Below are 19,788 nucleotides of genomic sequence, written 5' to 3'. Positions count from 1 at the left end.
CGCACCGAGCCGCACCACGTCTGAACAGCCGTTTCAGCCGTTCGTCGATAGGAGTTCTCTTCGTGACCACCGGACCTCGCACCGTCCGCGCCGCCCGAGGCACCACGCTGACCGCCAAGAGCTGGAACACCGAGGCGGCGCTGCGGATGCTGTGCAACAACCTTGATCCCGACGTGGCCGAGCGGCCCGACGACCTCGTGGTCTACGGCGGCACCGGCAAGGCCGCCAGAAACTGGGCGAGCTTCGACGCCATCACCCGCGAGCTGACCACCCTTGCCGACGACGAGACGCTGCTCGTCCAGTCCGGCAAGCCGGTCGGCGTGCTGCGCACCCATGAGTGGGCGCCTCGGGTGCTGATCGCCAACTCCAACCTGGTGGGCGACTGGGCGAACTGGCCGGAGTTCCGCAGGCTGGAGCACCTCGGCCTGACGATGTACGGGCAGATGACCGCAGGATCGTGGATCTACATCGGCACCCAGGGCATCCTGCAGGGGACCTACGAGACCTTCGCGGCCGTCGCGAACAAGCGGTTCGGCGGCAGCCTGGCGGGCACGCTCACCCTCACGGCCGGTCTGGGCGGGATGGGCGGCGCCCAGCCGCTGGCGGTGACGATGAATGACGGCGTCGCGCTGGTCGTGGAGGTCGATCCGGAGCGGGCCCGTCGCCGGGTGGAGACCCGATACCTCGACGAGATCGCCGAGGACGTCGACGACGCCGTGGCCAGGGTGCTCGCCGCCAAGCGTGCGCGCCGGGCGCTGTCGGTCGGTCTGATCGGCAACGCCGCCGAGGTCTTCCCCGAGCTGCTGCGTCGCGGTGTGGAGATCGACATCGTCACCGACCAGACCTCCGCGCACGACCCGCTGTCCTACCTGCCCAAGGGCGTCGAGCCTGCGGACTGGGCGGACTACGCCGAGCGCAAGCCGGAGGAGTTCACCGACCGGGCGCGGGCGTCGATGGTCGACCACGTCGCCGCGATGGTCGGTTTCCAGGAGGCGGGCGCGGAGGTCTTCGACTACGGCAACTCCCTCCGGGGCGAGGCCAGGATCGGCGGCTACGAGCGCGCCTTCGACTTCCCCGGCTTCGTTCCCGCCTACATCCGCCCGCTGTTCGCGGAGGGACGCGGTCCGTTCCGCTGGGCGGCCCTGTCCGGCGACCCGGCGGACATCCGGCGCACCGACGAGGCCATCCTGGAGCTGTTCCCGGACGACAAGCCGCTAGCCCGCTGGATTCGGATGGCTCAGGAGCGGGTCGAGTTCCAGGGGCTGCCCGCCCGAATCTGCTGGCTGGGCTACGGCGAACGTCATCTGGCGGGACTCCGGTTCAACGAGCTGGTCGCCTCCGGCGAGATCAGCGCGCCGCTGGTGCTGGGGCGGGACCACCTGGACTCCGGCTCGGTGGCCTCGCCGTACCGGGAGACCGAGGGCATGGCCGACGGCTCCGACGCGGTGGCCGACTGGCCGCTGCTCAACGCGCTGATCAACACGGCCTCGGGGGCCACCTGGGTGTCGATCCACCAGGGCGGCGGCGTCGGCATGGGCCGGTCCATTCACGCGGGCCAGGTGACGGTGGCCGACGGCACCGAGCTGGCCGCGCGCAAGATCGAGCGGGTGCTCACCAACGACCCGGGCATGGGCGTGCTGCGGCACGTCGACGCCGGATACGAGCGTGCCGAGCAGGTGGCGGCCGAACGCGGACTGCGCATCCCGCTGTCCGACGTCGAGTGATCCGCCCCGGTGCCCGCCTTCGCCTGCGGCGGGCGGGCACCGGGCTTCGCCTGCCGTGACGGCGACTCCGGGTGATCATGAATTTCCCGCCGTCGCGTCCGGTCCTTCTTGATCATCACTCTCCGGTGGTCGATTCCGTTGCGAAACTCCGCTCGGTCATCGTTGATCTTTATCGCCGCGCGCTTCGGTGACCTGCTTTCGTGATCCTCGGAATTCATCGACTCGGAATGCTCGACCCAATTATCTTGGATGGTGATCCAGGCTGCGGGGGTGTGATGGGTGGCGTAGGCGAAGCAGTGCGGACGCCGAACGAGGCGTCTACCGGTTCCTTCGTGCCCCGGGGAACTCCCGGAAACTCGCCAGGATCTCCATCTGGGGCGCGATCTTCGACTTCGAATGGGAGAGGACCGATGAGATGTCCGATCACTATGAGGTCTTCTTCGACGCGGCGGGTACCGGCCGTTCCCTCGAGGAGGTCGCTCGACTGGTGTCGACGGCCGTCGACATCCCACTCCAGCGTGACGACGACCCGGATCGGGAATACTGGGCGGAACGCGACGGCGTCTTCTTCGATCTCTACTCCGATCACGGGATGGAGGACGACGCGGGAATTCCCTTCGAACGTATGCCGTATTCACTCACACTGCGCAGCGGGACGTCGGGACTCGACCGGCAACGAGTGATCGCCGAGCAGGTCTTCGACCGATTGTGCGCCGAAGGGCTGCGGCCGGTCTATCTGGTCTGGGGCATCGAGAAGATCATCCGACACGCCGACTGACTCGACTTCCGCACGGTGGGCCGAGCGAGCGCGCCATGCCGTGATCCCGACAGGAGTCGTGTCCGATGCCGTGCCGAACGTCCCTGCCCGCAGCCTGCCCAGCAGGCTGACCGTCGAGGCAGACCGTGCCACGCGTCGCTCCTCCTCCGATCGCCGCCCGAACTCGTGAATCTTCTCCGTCAGATCTTCGTCATAACGGGCGAAGAGGCTCGTCCCATCAGCGGAACCCGCAGGATCTCCGGCCTCGCAGTCGAGCGCCCGAGGACCTGATCGCCGCGAGACGAACGGAGAACCCGCCGATGACCCAGCACGATCACGCGTTCCCCGCAGGCAGGAGAGCCTCCGACGTGATCGCAGGCCCGGCGCCGTCGCCCCGCGTCGCAGGCGACTCGTCCGGACGCGCCCGGCCCGGTCGTGCGGAGTTCGGCGTGGCCTCGGTGGGGCGGCCGGTGGGTCCGCAGGACTCCTCGGCGCGTCCGCTGCCGCCACGGCCGTTGCCACCCCGGCCGACCCCGCCGCGTCCCACGGCGCCGTGGCCGAGATCCGCCGCCGACGTCGAGCGCCGACGTCCGGCGCCGGGCACCGTCGACGAGGCGCTGGACGCGCTCACCCGACGTCGGTTCATCGCCTCTCGTGCGCCCGGCGATGACCAGGTGCCCTTCACCCTGCTCTACACCTACGGCTGGCCGGGACACGTCGACGCCGTCCACCTGCGTGCCGAGGACGACGCCACGGCCGTGCGCTTCCGGTCGTCGAGCTGCTGCGGTGCGGGACCGCCGCTGCTCGGCGAGGACGACCTGGTGTGGCGATGCGAAGGCGACTTCCTCACCGTGGTCGGCGAACTGATCGAGCTTCCCGAGCCGGGGGATCGCGGCGCACCCGAGCGTGCCCTGCGCGTCCCCAGCGGACTCTGGATTCCCCGGACCGCCGACGCGCTCACCTTTCACCGAGGGGCCGCCGCACCCGCAGGATGGGCTCCCCGGCCCGCCGAGGTCCGCTAGCAGACACCTCGGCACTCCAGGTCCGAGAACGCGCTGATCCCCGGCCGTTCGACCTCGGACTCTCCCTGGACCACTCCGAACGCGAGTCGGACCTGCCCCCGGTCCGGCCCGCGCGACCAGCAGGCTGCCGAACGGAGGTGACCACAGCGACAGTGATCGTCCGACAGGGATGAGCCTCGGCGGTCGCGGTCTCGCACCGAGCGCGCCTTCGGTGCGGGCCGCGCCCGCTGAGCACCCGACGCGGCCCGCGACGCCTCGTCGGCAGGCCGCCCAGCCGCCGCCTGCGCGCTTCCGACCGTGTATCGGCCGCTCACCGGGAGTCATGTGGTGTCGTAAGGGGGAAGTACCCGCCCCACTCGGGACCAGGAGGCCGCCACCATGTCCGGCTCGCCGCACCCAACGCCGCCGCCCGCCACTCCGCCGACGCGGGCCACCGCCACCGGTCTGCTGGCCGCCATCGCCGACGTCGGAACGGACCGACGCCGGGGCGGCTTCTCCCGGCACGGCTACGACGATGCCGAACTCGACCTGCGCGCGTGGTTCGTCGAACAGGCTCGACGACGTGATCTCGACGTCCGCACCGACCGCAACGGCAACATCTGGGCGTGGTGGGGCGAACCGGGACCGGACGCCGTCATCACCGGCAGCCACCTGGACTCCGTGCCAGGCGGCGGCGCGTTCGACGGGCCGTTGGGCGTGGTCAGCGCGCTGGCGGCGGTCGACGAACTGCGCGCTAAGGGCTTCACGCCGCGCAGGCCGTTGGCGATCGTCGTGTTCGCCGAGGAGGAGGGCGGCCGATTCGGCGTCGCCTGCCTCGGCTCACGGCTCCTCGCAGGCACCATCGACCCGGCGCAGGCCGCCGCGCTGCGCGACCCCGACGGCGTGAGCCTCGGCGAGGCGATGGCCGCCGCCGGAGTCGACCCGACCCGGCTCGGCCGGGACGACGAGGCACTGGCTCGGATCGGCTGCTTCGTCGAGCTGCACGTGGAGCAGGGGCGCGGACTGATCGATCATGCCGCGCCCGTCGGCGTCGCCTCGTCGATCCTGGCGCACGGCCGCTGGCGGTTCTCCTTCACCGGGGAGGGCAACCACGCGGGCGCCACGCCCATCGCCGATCGACGCGACCCGATGCTGCCCGCCGCCGGACTCGTGCTGGCCGCGCGTCGGATCGCCGCCGAGGTCGAGGGGGCCAGGGCGACCGTCGGCCGCCTGGTGCCTAATCCGGGCGGCACCAACGTGATCGCCTCCGCCGTCGATCTGTGGCTCGACGCCCGAGCCGAGGACGACGCCCGGACGAGGACCGTCGTCGAACGGATCCGGGACGCCGCGGCGGAGGTGGCCGAGGCCGAGGGCTGTGCGGTGCGGATCACCGAGGAGTCCTACGGCGACACCGTCCACTTCGACCCGGCCCTGCGGGACGACCTCGCCGCCGCGTTGGGCGGTGTCCCCGCGTTGCCGACCGGGGCAGGTCACGACGCGGGAGTCCTGGCCGCGCGGGTGCCCACGGCTATGCTCTTCGTGCGCAACCCGACGGGGGTGAGTCATGCCCCCGCCGAACATGCGGAACCCGAGGACTGCGAGGACGGCGTGCAGGCACTGACCACTGTCCTGGAGAAGCTCGCATGATGCGTTGCTGGGCGCCGTACGCACTGGTCGGCGGCGATGCTCCGCGCGTCGAGTGGGGCGTGCTGCTGGAGATCGCCGACGGCCGTTTCCACACCGTCCGTCCGGGGGTCGCGGCCCCGCCGGACGCGGCCCGGCTCAGCGGGCTCGCCGTCCCCGGGCTGGCCAACGCCCACTCGCATGCCTTCCATCGCGCGCTGCGCGGTCGGACGCACGTCGGCGGCGGGACCTTCTGGACGTGGCGCAAGCAGATGTACGCGCTGGCCGAGCGGCTCAACCCCGACAGCTACTACCGGCTGGCCCGTGCGGTCTACGGCGAGATGGTGCTGGCGGGTGTCACCAGCGTCGGTGAGTTCCACTACCTGCACCACGACATCGGCGGCATCCGCTACGACGACCCCAACGAGATGGGGCTGGCGCTGGTCGCCGCCGCCAGGGACGCCGGGCTGCGGATCACCCTGCTGGACACCTGTTACCTGGCGGGCGGCTTCGGCAAGCCGTTGGAGGGCGTCCAGCTGCGCTTCGGCGACGTCGACGCCGACGGGTGGGCGGTGCGAGCCGAGGCGCTGCTGGCCCAGCTCACCGATCGACCCGGCGTCGACCCCTATCGCGTGCGGATCGGCGCGGCCGTCCACTCGGTGCGCGGGGTGCCTGCCGAGGCGTTGAGCGTCGTCGCAGGCTGGTCACAGCGATTCCGCGCGCCGCTGCACGTCCATCTGTCGGAGCAGCGTGCCGAGAACGACGCCTGTCACGCGGCGCACGGCGTCACCCCCACCCAGCTCCTCGCCGACCACGGGGTGCTCGGTGAACTGACCACCGCCGTGCACGCCACGCATCTGAGCGTCCCCGACATCGCGCTGCTGGGCTCGACCGCCACCGGCGTCTGTCTGTGCCCCACCACCGAGCAGGACCTCGCCGACGGCATCGGCCTCGGCCGCAACCTGCTGGACTCGGGCTCGCCGCTGTCGCTCGGCAGCGACGGACACTCGATGATCGACATGTTCGCCGAGGCCAGGGCCGTGGAGATGCACGAGCGACTGCGGACCGAGACCCGAGGTCACTTCAGCGCCGAGGAGTTGTGGACCGCCGCGACGGCGGCGGGACACGCTTCCCTGGGATGGCCGTCCACCGGGGTGATCGAGACGGGGGCGCGCGCCGATCTGGTGACCATCGACCTCGACGGCGTCCACCTCGCGGGCATCGAGCCGAGTGCGGCGATCTTCGCCGCGACGGCCGCCGACGTCCGTGACGTGATCATCGAGGGCAGACAGATGGTGCAGGACCGCACCCACCTCACCCTCGGTGATCCGGCCGCCCTGATGCGCGAGGCGATCGAGGAGCTGCGGCGATGACCAGCACCCTGATCACCGGCATCGGCGAGCTGACCACCAACGACGACGAACTCGGCAGACTCGCCTCCTCCGCATTGGTGCTCGACGGCGACCGGGTCGCGTGGGTCGGCTCCGCCGCCGGGGCGCCCGAGGCCGACGAGCGTCTCGACGTGGCGGGTCGGGCCGTGCTGCCCGGCTGGGTGGACAGCCACACCCACCTCGTGTTCGCGGGCGATCGCACGGCGGAGTTCGAGGCCAGGATGGCGGGGGAGGCCTATCGGGCGGGCGGCATCGCCGTCACCGTGGCGGCGACCCGCGCGGCCACCGACGCGGAGCTGGCCGCCGGACTTCGGCGGCATCTGGCGGAGGCCGCCGCGCAGGGCACCACCTGCGTGGAGACCAAGACCGGCTACGGACTGACCGTCGCCGACGAGGTCCGAGCGGCCCGGATCGCGGCCGAGGCGGCCGACGAGGTCACGTTCCTCGGCGCGCACCTGGTGCCGCCGGGCGCCGACGCCGAGGAGTATCTCGACCTGGTGTGCGGCCCGATGCTCGCCGCCGTGGCGCCGCATGTCCGCTGGGCGGACGTGTTCTGCGAGACCGGCGCGTTCGACGAGGAGCAGTCGCGGCGGGTGCTACGGGCGGCGGCGGCACACGGCCTCGGCCTGCGGGTCCACGGCAACCAGCTCGGGCGCGGGCCCGGCGTGCGACTTGCGGTGGAGGTGGGCGCGGCCAGCGTCGACCACTGCACGCATCTCGCGGACTCCGATGTCGCGGCATTGGCCGACTCGGCGACGGTGGCGACCCTGCTGCCCGCCTGCGACCTGTCCACCCGGCAGCCGCTGCCGCCCGCCCGACGGCTGCTCGACGCGGGCGCGACGGTGGCGCTGGCCTCGAACTGCAATCCGGGGTCGTCCTACACGTCCTCGATGGCGTTCTGCGTCGCGACCTCGGTGTTGCAGATGGGACTGAGCGTCGAGGAGGCGGTGCGGGCCGCCACCTGGGGCGGCGCGCGGGCCCTGCGGCGCGAGACCGGTGACGGTGCGGTGGGCGTGCTGCGTCCCGGCGCCCGAGCCGACGTCCACGTCCTCGACGCGCCCTCGGTGACGCACCTGGCCTATCGGCCGGGAGTCCCGCTGACCCACGCCGTATGGCGGGCGGGCGAGCGGGTGCGCTGACCCGGCCGGGCGCTTGCCGTCGGTGAGCCGCCCGCCGCCCGCGAACGCCTGCGGAGATGTCTCGGCGACCTCGGGCGCACGAGAGATCGCCCCGCCGCCGTCTGTCGCAGACCGGAGCCGGGCGCCGTGCCGGTGCACTCGTGATCAGTTCGTGGGAGAGGCCTCGGAGCCCTGAGGTCGTCACGACCCCCCGTCTGCCGTCGCGTGATCCGAATGCGCCAAGATCGGACGCACGCGGAGAGTGAGGGGGCATGTCGTGACGGTGATGGAGGTGGTCGAACGGCTCCGGCGCGCGCATGAGCTGTTGGGTGAGGCATGGCGGGCCGTCGAGCGGGCGGAGGAGGCGCTCGTCGAGGGGGACTCGCTCTTCGCCGTCGTCACCACCGGTTCGACCCGGCCTGAGGTCGTGGGGGCTGCACAGTGCGCTGCGGCGGCGCTGGAGGATCTGCGACGCAGTACGGGGGCCATCGGCGGCGCTTAGGACATCCTCGATCGCTATTGCCTGGCCATCGCCGGGCACGGGATCGCCGGGCACCGGGTCGCCGACGACGCACTGACGGCGGCACGGCCGACGGGAGCCACCGAATCCGCCGACCCGGCACAAGTGACCGACACCGATGGCCGCAGCCACGATCCCGGTTCCGCAGCTCCCGTCGGCGACGCCGCCGCCCACTACGCCGACTGGGTCGCCGAACTCCGACTCCACGGCACCAGGATCAACCCGAAGAAGATCATCCGGATGACGCGTCTCCGCGACGGTCGCATCGCCTGGCTGGAGATCGGGTCGAAGACGGCGGGGCTCGCGCACATCCTCGAACCTGCGAAGGTCGACAACTTCGAAAGACTGGGCACCCCGCGAGAACGCATCGTGGATCTCGTGTTCACCGTGATCGAGCGTGGGAGGTTGATCGGCTATCACGGTGCGGACCGGCCCGTTTACGAGATCGTGATCGACGGCAGTACGCGCCGGGTGGCGGTCGACGTCTCGAAGAACGGATTCATCGTCGGTGCGCACCCTGTGGGACTGAGAAGGAAGGTTCGACCGAATCGTGACCGAAGGAACTTCCGTGAGCTATGACGTCACCCTGCTCGTGGGATACGGCGAATATCCCTTCTACTACGACCATCCGCGAGATGAGACCACCGACCACAGCATCGAGGAGGCGGGTGAGGACCTGGGGTTGAGTGCGGAGCTGGTTCGGGAGTTGTGGGTGTGGGACGACGAGTTCCAGCAGACCTATAACCCGATCGACGGACGCCGCTCGGCCTTCCCCGCCGCCGAGGCGGAACGGTCCTGGGTGGAGCGGGGCAGGGGGCTGGCTGAGCGGGTCGGGCGGGAGTCTGCGGTGATCGCGCGGATCGAGTATCGGGGTTTCGGCGGCGTCGCCCCCGGCACCTGCGTGTTCTGACGGCCCGTCGCGGAGACCATCTGGCGAGAGGCGTCGCCGCACCGGGCGAGGACGCCGACGCGCTCAGTCCTCGTCGTCGGAGTCGTCGCGGGCCAGATAGGTGGCCAGGCGCTCGACGGCGTCCTCGAATTCGGGGTTGCCGTCCACGAAGGCGCGGAGGCGGTCGGCAAGCCAGGACAGGGTGACCGACTCGTCACCGCGACGTTCCTCGAGTTCCTCGATGCCTCTGTCGGTGAAGTACAACGCTGCCTCCGGCAACGGGTGGGGGATACGGGGAATCGGTTCTGCGGCGTAGCAGAGCGGGCGGGCCGAACGACGCAGGCGCAGCCTGCCGGAGCCGCCACAGCCACCCGACAGCCGGACCGCACCGTGGTCAGGCGACTCGTCGACCGGCGAGGCAGTCACCTCGGCCGGACACAGAACCGGGCCGCGCCGAGGAGTGCCCGACGCGACCCGGTAAGCCTAGACCGGCGACTGATCAGCTCAGCGCGGTGTCCAGGATCTCCTTCTGCTCCACCTCGTGGACCTTGTTCGAGCCCGCCGACGGCGCGGCCATCGCCCGCCGCGACACGCGCTTGAGGCCCGACAGCCGCTCCGGAAGCAGATCCGGGAGGTTCAGGCCGAGGAACGGCCAGGCGCCCTGGTTGGCGGGCTCCTCCTGGACCCAGCGGATGTCCTGTGCGTTCGGGTACCGCTCCAGCGCCGCCGCCAGCTTGCGCCTCGGCACTGGGTAGAGCTGCTCCATCCGCAGGATCGCCGTGTCGGTGAGGCCCCGCTTGAGCCGCTCGGCGTTCAGCTCATAGGAGATCTTCCCGCTGCACAGCAGCACCCGCGTCACCGCGTTCGGGTCCTTCACCGTCGGGTCGTCCAGCACCGACTGGAACTTGCTGCCCTCGGTGAAGTCGGCGAGGTCGCTCACCGCCGCCTTCAGCCGCAGCAACTGCTTGGGCGTGAAGACCACCAGCGGCCGGTTCACCCCGTCGAGGGCGTGCCTGCGCAGCAGGTGGAAGTAGTTCGCGGGCGTCGACGGCATCGACACCGTCATCGAGCCCTCGGCGCAGAGTTGGAGGAACCGTTCGATTCGCCCGGAGGTGTGGTCCGGCCCCTGCCCCTCGTGGCCGTGCGGCAGCAGCAGCACCACGTCGGAACGCTGCCCCCACTTCGCCTCACCGGAGGAGATGAACTCGTCGATGATCGGCTGCGCGCCGTTGACGAAGTCGCCGAACTGCGCCTCCCACAGCACCAGGGCATCGGGGTTGGCCACCGAGTAGCCGTACTCGAAGCCCAGGGCCGCGAACTCCGACAGCGCCGAGTCGTAGGCCATGAACCGGGCCTGATCCTCGGCCAGGTTCTGGAGCGGGATGTACTCCGCGCCGCTCTTCTTGTCGATGATCGCGGCGTGCCGCTGTACGAAGGTGCCCCGGCGGGTGTCCTGACCCGAGAGCCGGACGAGCCTGCCTTCCTTGACCAGCGAGCCGAGCGCGAGCAACTCGGCGAACGCCCAGTCGACGGCGCCTTCGCGGGCCATCTTCCCGCGCCGCTCCAGCACCGGCTTCACCCTGGGATGCGGGGTGAAGCCCTCCGGCAGTTCGGTGTGGGCATCGGCGATCCGAATGATCGTCTCCGCGCTGACCGAGGTGTTGAGCTTGGCGGGCACGAGCTGCTCGGACTCCACCGAGGGGCTGGCGGTCGGTGGGTGCTTCTCCAGCTCCCGCACCTCGTTGAAGACGTACTCGAGCTGGCTGGCGTAGTCGCGCAGCGCCTTCTCCGCGTCCTCCACGGAGATGTCTCCCCGGCCGATCAGCGACTCGGTGTAGGTCTTGCGGACGCTGCGCATCGTGTCGATGACGCTGTACATCTTCGGCTGGGTCATCGAGGGGTCGTCGCCCTCGTTGTGGCCGCGACGCCGGTAGCAGACCATGTCGATCACGACGTCCTTGCCGAACGCCTGCCGGTACTCCACCGCCAGCTTCGCCGCCCAGACACACGCCTCGGGGTCGTCGCCGTTGACGTGGAACACGGGGGCGCCGATCATCTTCGCGACGTCCGTGGAGTACTGGCTGGACCGCGAGTGCTCCGGGGCGGTGGTGAAGCCGACCTGGTTGTTGATGATCACGTGCAGCGAGCCGCCGGTGCGGTAGCCGCGCAGCAACGACAGGTTCAGCGTCTCGGCCACCACACCCTGACCGGCGAACGCGGCGTCGCCGTGCAGCAGGACCGGGAGCACGGTGAACCCGTTCTCGCCCTTGTCGATCATGTCCTGCTTGGCGCGCACGATGCCTTCCAGCACCGGGTTCACCGCTTCGAGGTGCGAGGGGTTCGAGGTCAGCGACACCGTGGTCTCGCCGTCGCCGAACATCCGGAAGTACTTGCCCTCGGCGCCGAGGTGGTACTTCACGTCGCCGGAGCCGTGCGCCTGTCCGGGGTCGAGGTTGCCCTCGAACTCGCGGAAGATCTGCGCGATCGGCTTGCCGACCACGTTGGCCAGGACGTTGAGCCTGCCTCGGTGCGGCATGCCGATGACGACCTCGTCGAGCTCGTGCTCGGAGGCCTTGTCCAGGACCGCGTCCAGCAGCGGGATCACCGTCTCGCTGCCCTCCAGCGAGAACCGCTTCTGCCCGACGTACTTGGTCTGGAGGAAGGTCTCGAAGGCCTCGGCGGCGTTGAGCTTGGACAGGATGTACTTCTGCTCGGCGGCGTCGGGGTGGCGGTGCGGCACCTCGACGAGCTTCTGCAGCCACTCCCGCTCGTCCGGCTCCAGGATGTGCATGTACTCCACACCGACGGTGCGGCAGTAGGAGTCGCGCAGCACCCCGAGGACGTCCCGCAGCTTCATCCGCTCGCTGCCCGCGAAGCCGCCGACGGCGAACTCCCGGTCCAGGTCCCACAGCGTCAGCCCGTGCGACAGGATGTCCAGGTCGGGGTGGCGCCGCTGCCGGTAGTTCAGCGGGTCGGTGTTGGCCATCAGGTGGCCTCGGGTGCGATAGGCGTCGATCAGCTCCAGCACGCGGGCGGTCTTGTCGACGGCGCCCTCGGGGATGTCGCTGACCCAGCGCACCGGCTCGTACGGCAGCCGCAGCGACGTGAAGATGTCGTCGTAGAAGCCGTCCTCGCCGAGCAGCAGCTGGTGGACCCGCCGCAGGAAGTCGCCGGACTCGGCGCCCTGGATGATCCGGTGGTCATAGGTCGAGGTCAGCGTCATGATCTTGCTGATGCCGAGCTTGACCAGCGCCTTCTCGCTGCTGCCCTGGAATTCCGCCGGGTACTCCATCGCACCGACGCCGACGATCGTGCCCTGTCCCGCGGTCAGCCTCGGCACCGAGTGATTGGTGCCGATGGTGCCCGGGTTGGTCAGCGAGATCGTGGTGCCTGCGAAGTCGTCCGCCGTGAGCTTGCCGGTCCTGGCCTTGCGGATGATGTCCTCGTAGGCCTGCCAGAACTGCAGGAAGGTGGTGCCCTCGCAGCCCTTGATGGACGCGACCACCAGCGAACGCGAGCCGTCCTTGCCGGGCAGGTCGATGGCCAGGCCCAGGTTGACGTGCTCCGGGGTGACCACGGTCGGCTTGCCCGCGGTCTCGGCGTAGAAGCGGTTCATGCCGGGGAAGCTCTCCAGCGCCCGGACGATCGCGTAGCCGATGAGGTGGGTGAAGGAGACCTTGCCGCCCCGCGTCCGCTTCAGGTGATTGTTGATCACGATGCGGTTGTCGAACAGCAGCTTCGCGGGCACTGCCCGCACGCTCGTCGCGGTCGGGACCGTGAGCGACTGCTCCATGTTCTTGGCGATGGCTGCCGCAGCGCCGCGCAGCGGCTTGCGCTGCTCGCCCGCCGGCTTGTCGTCCTTGTCCTTGACCGGAGTCTTGGTCGCGGCCTTCTGCGGGGACGGCTTGCCGGTCGGCTGCGTCGCGGTCTGCGTGGAAGAGGCGGTAGTCGAGGTCGCTGTGCTCATCGTCTTCTGCGAGTCGGTGGCGGCGGGACTGCTCTTCGCCGCTGCGGGAGTCGTCGTCTTGGGGGTTGTCGTCGCGGGGGTTGCGGGCGCCGTCGTCGCGACCTGCTCTCGCTGTCCGTTCCGCTGTGCGGACGCGGCCTGCTGCCCGGTCTTCGTCTGGGTGGTGGTACCCGTCGATGAGGTCCCGCCGACCTGCTCGGCTGACTCTCGGCCGTCTCGTCCCGTCCGCTGGGTGGGCTTGTAGTCGGCGAAGAAGTCGTGCCACGCGGGGTCTACTGATGACGGGTTGGTGAGGAACTGCTCGTACATCTCCTCGACCAGCCACTCGTTAGGGCCGAACTGTGACGCAGGGGTGCTGCTGGACACGGCTCCCGTTCGCCTCGATCCGTCTGCTAGGGGTTATTGAGACACTGTTCCTAGGCTAATCCTCCCAAAGATGTGGTTGTTACAAGACTGGTGCATGCACCCGACGACTCCGTCACAGGATCGATCACTGTATCGATTCTGCACCGTCGACGTCTCACGGGGTGACTGACTGGTCTCGGTCCGCGACGGCGTTCGCCTTCCACAGCCTGGCGTACCGGCCGCCCCGATCGAGCAGCTCGTGATGCGTGCCTCGCTCGACGATCCGCCCCTGGTCGAACACGTAGATCCGGTCGGCCTTGGCCGCCGTCGCCAGTCGGTGTGCGACGACGAAGGTCGTCCTCGTCGCGGCCAGCCGGTCGTCGGCGGCGTGCACGACGGCCTCGGTGGCCGGGTCGAGCGCGGCCGTCGCCTCGTCCAACAGCAGCAGGTCGGGCTGGACGAGTTCCGTCCTGGCCAGCGAGACCAGCTGGCGCTGCCCTGCCGACAGGCTGCCGCCGCGTTCCCCGACCTCTTGGCGGAAGCCCCTCGGCAGCGACTCGATCATCGGCAGCGCGCCCACCGCCCGTGCCGCCGCCTCGATCTCGGCCTGCGTGGCGGCGGGCCGCCCGTAGCCGATGTTGTCCGCGACCGTCCCGCTGAACAGATGGGGCTCCTGCGGCACGACGCCGAGGTGACTGCGATAGTCGATCAGCCCGTGATCGCGGATGTCGACCCCGTCGACGAGGATGCGGCCCTCCTCCGTCTGGTAGAACCGCCCGAGCAGCTTGACCAGCGTCGACTTCCCCGCGCCGGTCGCGCCCACCAGCGCCACTCGCTCGCCGGGACGGACCCGCAGGGACACGCCGTCCAGTGCCTTGCGGTCCGCGCCGGGGTAGGCGAACCCGACGTCGACGAACTCCACCTCGCCCCGCAGCCGCTCGGGCACCGGCAGCGGCGTCGAGGGCTCCGGCACCGACGGCGGTGTTCGCAGCAGTTCGCGGATGCGCCGCAAACCCACCTTGGCCTGCTGATACAGGTCGAACACGCTGGACAGCTGCTGCACAGGGCCGAAGAGCAGCCGCAGGTACAGCAGGAACGCCAGCAGGATGCCGGGACTCAGGCTCCCCTCGGCCACCGCGAACGCGCCGACGCCCAGCACGGCCACCTGCGCCACGTCCGAGAGCAGCGCGACGAACGGGAAGAAGACCGCGATGTAGCGCTGCGCCCGCAGCCTGGTCGTCCGGTAGGTGTCGCTGCGGGCGGCGAAGTTCGCCGCCGAGCGCGACTCGCGGCTGAACGCCTGCGCCACCCGCACGCCCGAGACGTTCTCCTGCAGGTCGGCGTTCACGGCGCTGACCTGCTCCCTGGCCTGCGTGTAGGCCCGCGACGACAGTCGCTGGAAGATCACGGTCGCGAGGATCAGCACCGGCAGCGGCGCCAACGCCACGACGGCTAGGGACGGGTCGGTGATCAGCAGTGCGCCGATGATGCCGAACAGTGTGAGCAGACTCACCACCGCGCCGGCCAGTCCGGTCTGGAGGAACTGGGACAGGGCGTCGACGTCGGTGGTCATCCGCGTCATGATCCGACCGGCCTGCTCGCGCTCGTAGTAGTCCAGCCCGAGCCGTTGCAGATGAGCGAACGTCCGCACCCGCAGCAGATAGAGCAGGGTCTCGCCCGCCTTGGCGGCCACCACGGTCTGGAACGCCACGGTCAGCCAGGAGACCACCACGATCACCACCCCGCCCGCCGTCGCCCACCACAGGGCGGACGCGACGCGGTCGGTGACCCCGGAGTCGACGCCGTAGCGGAAGAGGCTCGGCAGGACCACCGAGGCGATCGCGTCCAGGCTCACCAGCAGGATCGCCAGCGCCAGCGGGCCCCGCACCGTCCGCAGCAGCCTGCGCAGTCGGAAGTTCGGGTCGGGCGCGGTGGGGTCCTCCTCCCGTAGCCGAGGCTCGTCCCGGACCGGCGGCAGCCGATCCACCTGGGCGAGCAGCTCCGGTGTCGGGACCATGCCGCCGAACAGGGACGACGAGCCGCCCGCCGCGCGCATCCCGCCCCGGACGGCGCCGCTCGACCGTCCGGCCGCACCCGAGGTCGAGAAGTCGGTTCCGGTGAGCTGGGCGGATCGGGCGGCCTCCTCGGGTTCGGTCTGCGGCCACAGGGCGGCGGTGACGCCCGGCGGGCTCTGACGGCTCGCCGTCTCCTGCCCGGCCCGCTCGGTGGTCGACCCGTCCCGCCCGGCCTGATCCGGGGCGGACTCGATCGCGGCGCCGTGGGCCAGCAGCGAGCGGAACAGCGGGCAGCGCGCGAGCAGCTCCTCCTCGGTGCCGACGTCGACCACGCGGCCGCGATCCAGCACCGCGATGCGGTCCGCGAGAGACAGGCTCGACCGGCGGTGGGCGATCAGCAGCGTCGTGCGCCCGGCCGTCACCGAGCGCAGCGTGTCGTGGATCGCCGCCTCCGTCACCGCGTCCACGGCGGACGTCGCGTCGTCGAGCACCAGGATTCTCGGATCGGTGAGCAGTGCGCGAGCCAGCGCGATGCGCTGACGCTGGCCGCCGGAGAGCGAGAGGCCGCGCTCACCCACCCGCGTCTCGTACCCGTCTGGCAGCTCCTCGATGAACCCCGCCGCCTCCGCCGCGAGCGCGGCGGCCCTGATCTCCGCGTCGGTGGCGTCCGGCCTGCCGTAGGCCAGGTTGGCGCGCACGGTGTCGGAGAAGAGGAACGCCTCCTCGAAGACCACGCCGATCGAGCCGCGCAGCGAGGCCGTCCGCAGCGCACGGACGTCCTGTTCCTCCCCCGGGGCGCCGATGCGGACCCGACCGTCGTGGACGTCGTAGAAACGAGGCAGGAGTAGGGAGACGGTGGACTTGCCCGACCCGGCCGGGCCGACCACCGCCAGCGTCTCGCCGGGTTCGATCCGCAGCGAGACGCCGTCCAGGACCGGATCCTTCCGGGTGTAGCCGAACCGGACGTCGCGGAGTTCGACGGCCAGCCCGCCCGCAGGCAGGTCCACCGCGTCCGGGGCCTCGGTGACGTCGGGCTGCGAGTCGATCAGCTCGTAGACCCGTTCCACCCCGGCCCTGGCGAGTTGGGCGCTGACCAGCAGGCTCGACAACATCCTGGCCGGGCCGACGAGGCCGACCATGTAGGTGGTGAAGGCGAGGAAGGTGCCGAGGGTGATGTCGCCGTTCATCGCCAGCCAGCCGCCGACGCCGAGCACGCCGACCTGGCCCAGTGCGGGCAGCGCGGCGAGGGTGGCCGCCGGGCGCGCGGTCAGCCTGGCGGCCCGCATCCGATCCCCGAACAGCCGCCGCGCGGTGCCCTCCAGCGTGGCGACCTCACGCCGTTCCTGGCCGAAGCTCTTCACCACCCGGACCCCGGTGACCGTCTCCTCGACCTGCTGCGCCACCTCGGATGCCCGCTGCTGTGCCGCCCAGGTGGCCGGATAGAGCACCCGTCTGGTGCGCAGGGACTCGATGAAGACCAGCGGCAGGACGACCAGCGCCAGCAGGGTCAGCAGCGGGGAGAGCCAGACCATCACGCCCAGCGAGACGACCGCGAACACCAGCGATCCGGTGGCCAGCGGGACCATCGACAGCAGCGAGTTCACCAGCTGGAGGTCCGAGATCGCCCGCGAGGCGATCTGTCCGGTGCGGATGCTGTCCTGGTTGCCGCCGTCGAAGCGGGTGACCGAGGCGAACACCGCCTGGCGGAGGTCGTGCTGCACGTTCAGCGCGAGCCTGCCCGCCTCGTAACGCCGAACGAAGGCGGTGCCGAACCGCAGAAGGCCGAACACGACCATCACGCCGAGGATCAGCCAGAGCCCGTCGGTGCGCCCCGCCACCGCCCCGTCGACCGCCTCGCGGGTGAGCAGGGGGATCAGTGCCTCAAGGCCGACTCCGACGACGGAGGCGATGAAGGACAGGAGCACGGTCCGGCGATGGCGCCAGCATGCGGTGCTCAACCGCCGCAGCCAACCGGGGTCTGCGGATCCGCTTCGGTTCTCCGAGGTGGCGCTCGGCGTGAGGGGAGGCACTGATCCAGATTAGGTCCAGACCGGTGCCTCCCACCCGTTCACCGCTCGTCATCACCCGTCCACGAGTCGCACCGGGGGCCGGGCGGCGAACCACGACGTCGATCACGAGGGGTCGACCCCGCCCGGCCCGGTCGACATCGAATCCGACGGACGCGGTTCACCGAGTCGACATCGGGATCAGCTGACGTCCCTACGGTTGTTCGCCAGCATCCCGAGCAGCAGGAACACGGCGCACCAGACGACGAACACGAGTCCGGAGACCCACCACTGCGACGCCATGTCCGTGAAGGCCTGTGCCTCCGGGACCTCGCTGTTCAGCTGATCCATGTCGCCCGCCTCCGGCACGCTCGCGAAGAGCTGCTGAAGACTCAGCGAGATCGCGAGACCGAAGAGCAGTGCCGAGGCCGAACCGCCCGGCAGGTAGTTGGCGACGCCGTCGACGCCCATCTCGGCGAAGAGGGTGGCGATCAGGCCCTCGCCGAGCAGGACGACGAGCACCAGGGTCAGCACCACGCCCGCCTGGTTGGTCATCAGCGCGCCGAGGCCGAGGCCGAGCACGGCCCACAACGCCATCACCACCACGGCGACCAGACTGATCAGCAGCCAGACGCCGATGTCGGGGAAGTCGCGGAAGCCGGAGCCGATGCCGGCGCCGAGCGAGCCGAGGATTACCGAGGTGAGCCCGTACAGGGCGCCCATCGCGGCGTAGACGATCACCTTCGCGGTGAGCACCAGACTGCGCGAGTCCGACACGAGGAACGTGGTGGTGATCGTCTTGTGGCGGAACTCGCCCGCCATGCCCAACGCACCGAAGATGCCTGCGAAGAGGCCGGTGGCCACCAGACCCGTCGTGAAGGTCATCGAGGTGAACAGGCTGGTGAAGCCGGAGATGCCTTCCAACTCCGCTTCCGGAACCTCGGTGGTGAGCGCCGAGCCGAACATGCTGCCCGCCGTGCCGCCCAACAGGGACAGCAGGAAGCAGAGCAGACCCGCCGGGATCAGCAGTCCCCACCACAGGTTGGTGGTGAAGATCTTGCGAATCTCAGACTGGATGAGCCTGTTCATCAGTGGTTACCCCCGGACCCGTCCGACTGCCCCTGGTCGCCGGGCGGCTGCTCGTACGGATTGTGCTGCGGCGGACCCGCCTGATACGGCCCCTCTTGCGGCGGACCCTGCTGGTACGGCCCCTCTTGCGGCGGACCCTGCTGGTACGTGCCCTCCTGCTGGTACGTGCCCTGCGGGCCGCCGGGCTGCTGATAGGGGTTCGGCTGATAGGGATTGGGCTGATAGGGATTGGCCGCCGGGAATCCACCGCTGCCCGGCGGTGGGCCCCAGCCGGGCGGGGGTGGCTGATGCGGCTGATGCGGCGGCGCACCGAAGCCGGGGGCGCCGGTGTACTGCCCGCTGGTCATCTCCAGGAACAGCGACTCCAGGTCGACGTGCTCCTCCTGGATGCCATAGATCGCGACGCCCGCCTTCAGCGCCAGGTCGGCGACCTGCTTCGGACTGACCCCGCTGACCGCGAGCCGCCCGTCCGGAGTGCTCTCGATGTTGCCGTGGCCTGCCTCCTGCAACGCGCCGACCAGCTTGTTGAGGTCGTCGGCCTGCACGAGGACGCGGCTGGGACGCTGGGCGCGGAGCTGGTCGATCGAGCCGTGGTACATCGACTGACCTCGGCTGATGATCACGACCTGATCGACGGTCTGCTCAACCTCGCGCAGCAGGTGGCTGGAGATCAACACCGTCCGACCGCGCGAGGCGAAGTCGCGGAGGAAGCCGCGCAGCCAGGCGATGCCCTCGGGGTCCAGACCGTTCGACGGCTCGTCGAGGATCAAGATCTGCGGATCGCCGAGCAGCGCGGTCGCCAGTGCGAGCCGCTGCCGCATTCCCAGCGAGAAGCCCTTGGTGTTGCGTCGCCCGGCCTGATGCAGGCCGACCAGACCGAGGACGTCGTTGACGACTCGGTCGGGCGCCCCGATCGCGGCGGCGAAGCTGCGCAGGTGATTGAGGGCTGTCCGCGTCGGATGGAAGCTCTGGGCCTCCAACACCGCGCCGACCACCCTGGCGGGATTGCCGAGCTGCTCGAAGGCACGCCCGTTCACGGTCGCCAGGCCCGCAGTCGGGCGCACGAGCCCGAGCAGCATGCGCAGCGTGGTCGTCTTGCCCGACCCGTTGGGGCCGAGGAAGCCGGTGACGGTGCCGGGCTCCACCGTGAAGCCCAGATTCTGTACCGCTGTGACCGGCCCGAACTGTTTGGTCAGGCCTTGCACAACGATTCGGCCGGTGCCGTCGTGCACATGTCCTCCCCTGACGTAGGGATGTCAGGCGTCATCCTGCCTCATCGGCCAGAACGGCATCGGACGCTTCGACAGAAACCGATCGGCGGGCTTCGAGATCGGGACGAGGAA

The 19,788-nt window shown here is 70.3% G+C and carries 14 protein-coding genes; 9 read left to right on the top strand and 5 right to left on the bottom strand.

Going from position 1 to position 19,788, the window contains the following annotated elements; all coding sequences use genetic code 11:
* The first annotated feature begins 62 nt into the window (after positions 1-62).
* The 9 genes from hutU (at position 63) to UA74_RS26480 (ending at position 9,044) form a co-directional block, all read left to right on the top strand.
* A complete protein-coding gene (gene hutU / locus UA74_RS26520) occupies positions 63-1,724 on the top strand; it encodes a urocanate hydratase (RefSeq protein WP_075742651.1) in 1,662 nt (553 codons plus the stop codon).
* Positions 1,725-2,139: 415 nt separating this feature from the next.
* Positions 2,140-2,502, top strand: a complete 363-nt coding sequence (locus UA74_RS26515; protein WP_075765672.1) for a hypothetical protein — start codon at positions 2,140-2,142, stop codon at positions 2,500-2,502.
* A gap of 299 nt (positions 2,503-2,801) precedes the next feature.
* Positions 2,802-3,503, top strand: a complete 702-nt coding sequence (locus UA74_RS26510) for a hypothetical protein (protein ID WP_075742649.1) — start codon at positions 2,802-2,804, stop codon at positions 3,501-3,503.
* Between the two features lie 378 nt (positions 3,504-3,881).
* The gene (locus tag UA74_RS26505) at positions 3,882-5,129 is read left to right on the top strand and encodes an allantoate amidohydrolase (protein WP_075742648.1); all 1,248 of its coding nucleotides are present in this window, start codon (positions 3,882-3,884) and stop codon (positions 5,127-5,129) included.
* Positions 5,129-6,478 carry a formimidoylglutamate deiminase gene (locus UA74_RS26500; RefSeq protein WP_404800002.1) on the top strand — a complete coding sequence of 450 codons (1,350 nt, stop codon included), beginning with the start codon at positions 5,129-5,131 and terminating at the stop codon, positions 6,476-6,478. Before UA74_RS26505 ends, UA74_RS26500 begins: the two co-directional genes overlap by 1 nt.
* Positions 6,475-7,635 (top strand): imidazolonepropionase, encoded by a 1,161-nt coding sequence (gene hutI / locus UA74_RS26495; RefSeq protein ID WP_075742646.1) that lies wholly within the window; start codon positions 6,475-6,477, stop codon positions 7,633-7,635. Before UA74_RS26500 ends, hutI begins: the two co-directional genes overlap by 4 nt.
* A 256-nt stretch (positions 7,636-7,891) precedes the next feature.
* On the top strand, positions 7,892-8,116 hold the full coding sequence (locus UA74_RS26490) for a hypothetical protein (RefSeq protein WP_157434462.1): 225 nt from the start codon (positions 7,892-7,894) through the stop codon (positions 8,114-8,116).
* Positions 8,117-8,239: 123 nt separating this feature from the next.
* Positions 8,240-8,713 (top strand): hypothetical protein, encoded by a 474-nt coding sequence (locus tag UA74_RS26485; RefSeq protein ID WP_083683668.1) that lies wholly within the window; start codon positions 8,240-8,242, stop codon positions 8,711-8,713.
* On the top strand, positions 8,703-9,044 hold the full coding sequence (locus UA74_RS26480) for a hypothetical protein (protein ID WP_075742644.1): 342 nt from the start codon (positions 8,703-8,705) through the stop codon (positions 9,042-9,044). The genes UA74_RS26485 and UA74_RS26480 overlap by 11 nt, the downstream gene beginning before the upstream one ends.
* Before the next feature lie 63 nt (positions 9,045-9,107).
* On the opposite strand, the gene UA74_RS26475 is transcribed toward UA74_RS26480, so the two are convergent.
* From UA74_RS26475 to UA74_RS26455, 5 genes are all read right to left on the bottom strand, one after another.
* The gene (locus tag UA74_RS26475) at positions 9,108-9,287 is read right to left on the bottom strand and encodes a DUF6104 family protein (protein ID WP_075744266.1); all 180 of its coding nucleotides are present in this window, start codon (positions 9,285-9,287) and stop codon (positions 9,108-9,110) included.
* A 235-nt stretch (positions 9,288-9,522) separates the two neighbouring features.
* Complete coding sequence (locus UA74_RS26470; RefSeq protein ID WP_075742643.1) at positions 9,523-13,356, bottom strand: multifunctional oxoglutarate decarboxylase/oxoglutarate dehydrogenase thiamine pyrophosphate-binding subunit/dihydrolipoyllysine-residue succinyltransferase subunit; 3,834 nt, start codon at positions 13,354-13,356, stop codon at positions 9,523-9,525.
* Positions 13,357-13,510: 154 nt separating this feature from the next.
* Positions 13,511-17,317 carry an ABC transporter transmembrane domain-containing protein gene (locus tag UA74_RS26465; protein WP_404800001.1) on the bottom strand — a complete coding sequence of 1,269 codons (3,807 nt, stop codon included), beginning with the start codon at positions 17,315-17,317 and terminating at the stop codon, positions 13,511-13,513.
* 240 nt (positions 17,318-17,557) lie between these two features.
* Positions 17,558-18,445, bottom strand: a complete 888-nt coding sequence (locus tag UA74_RS26460) for an ABC transporter permease subunit (RefSeq protein ID WP_075742641.1) — start codon at positions 18,443-18,445, stop codon at positions 17,558-17,560.
* The gene (locus UA74_RS26455) at positions 18,445-19,677 is read right to left on the bottom strand and encodes an ATP-binding cassette domain-containing protein (RefSeq protein ID WP_075765670.1); all 1,233 of its coding nucleotides are present in this window, start codon (positions 19,675-19,677) and stop codon (positions 18,445-18,447) included. Before UA74_RS26455 ends, UA74_RS26460 begins: the two co-directional genes overlap by 1 nt.
* Between the last annotated feature and the right edge of the window lie 111 nt (positions 19,678-19,788).

It is taken from the genome of Actinoalloteichus fjordicus, assembly GCF_001941625.1.
Lineage (GTDB): Bacteria > Actinomycetota > Actinomycetes > Mycobacteriales > Pseudonocardiaceae > Actinoalloteichus_A > Actinoalloteichus_A fjordicus.
This window is presented reverse-complemented; position numbering and strand designations above follow the sequence as displayed.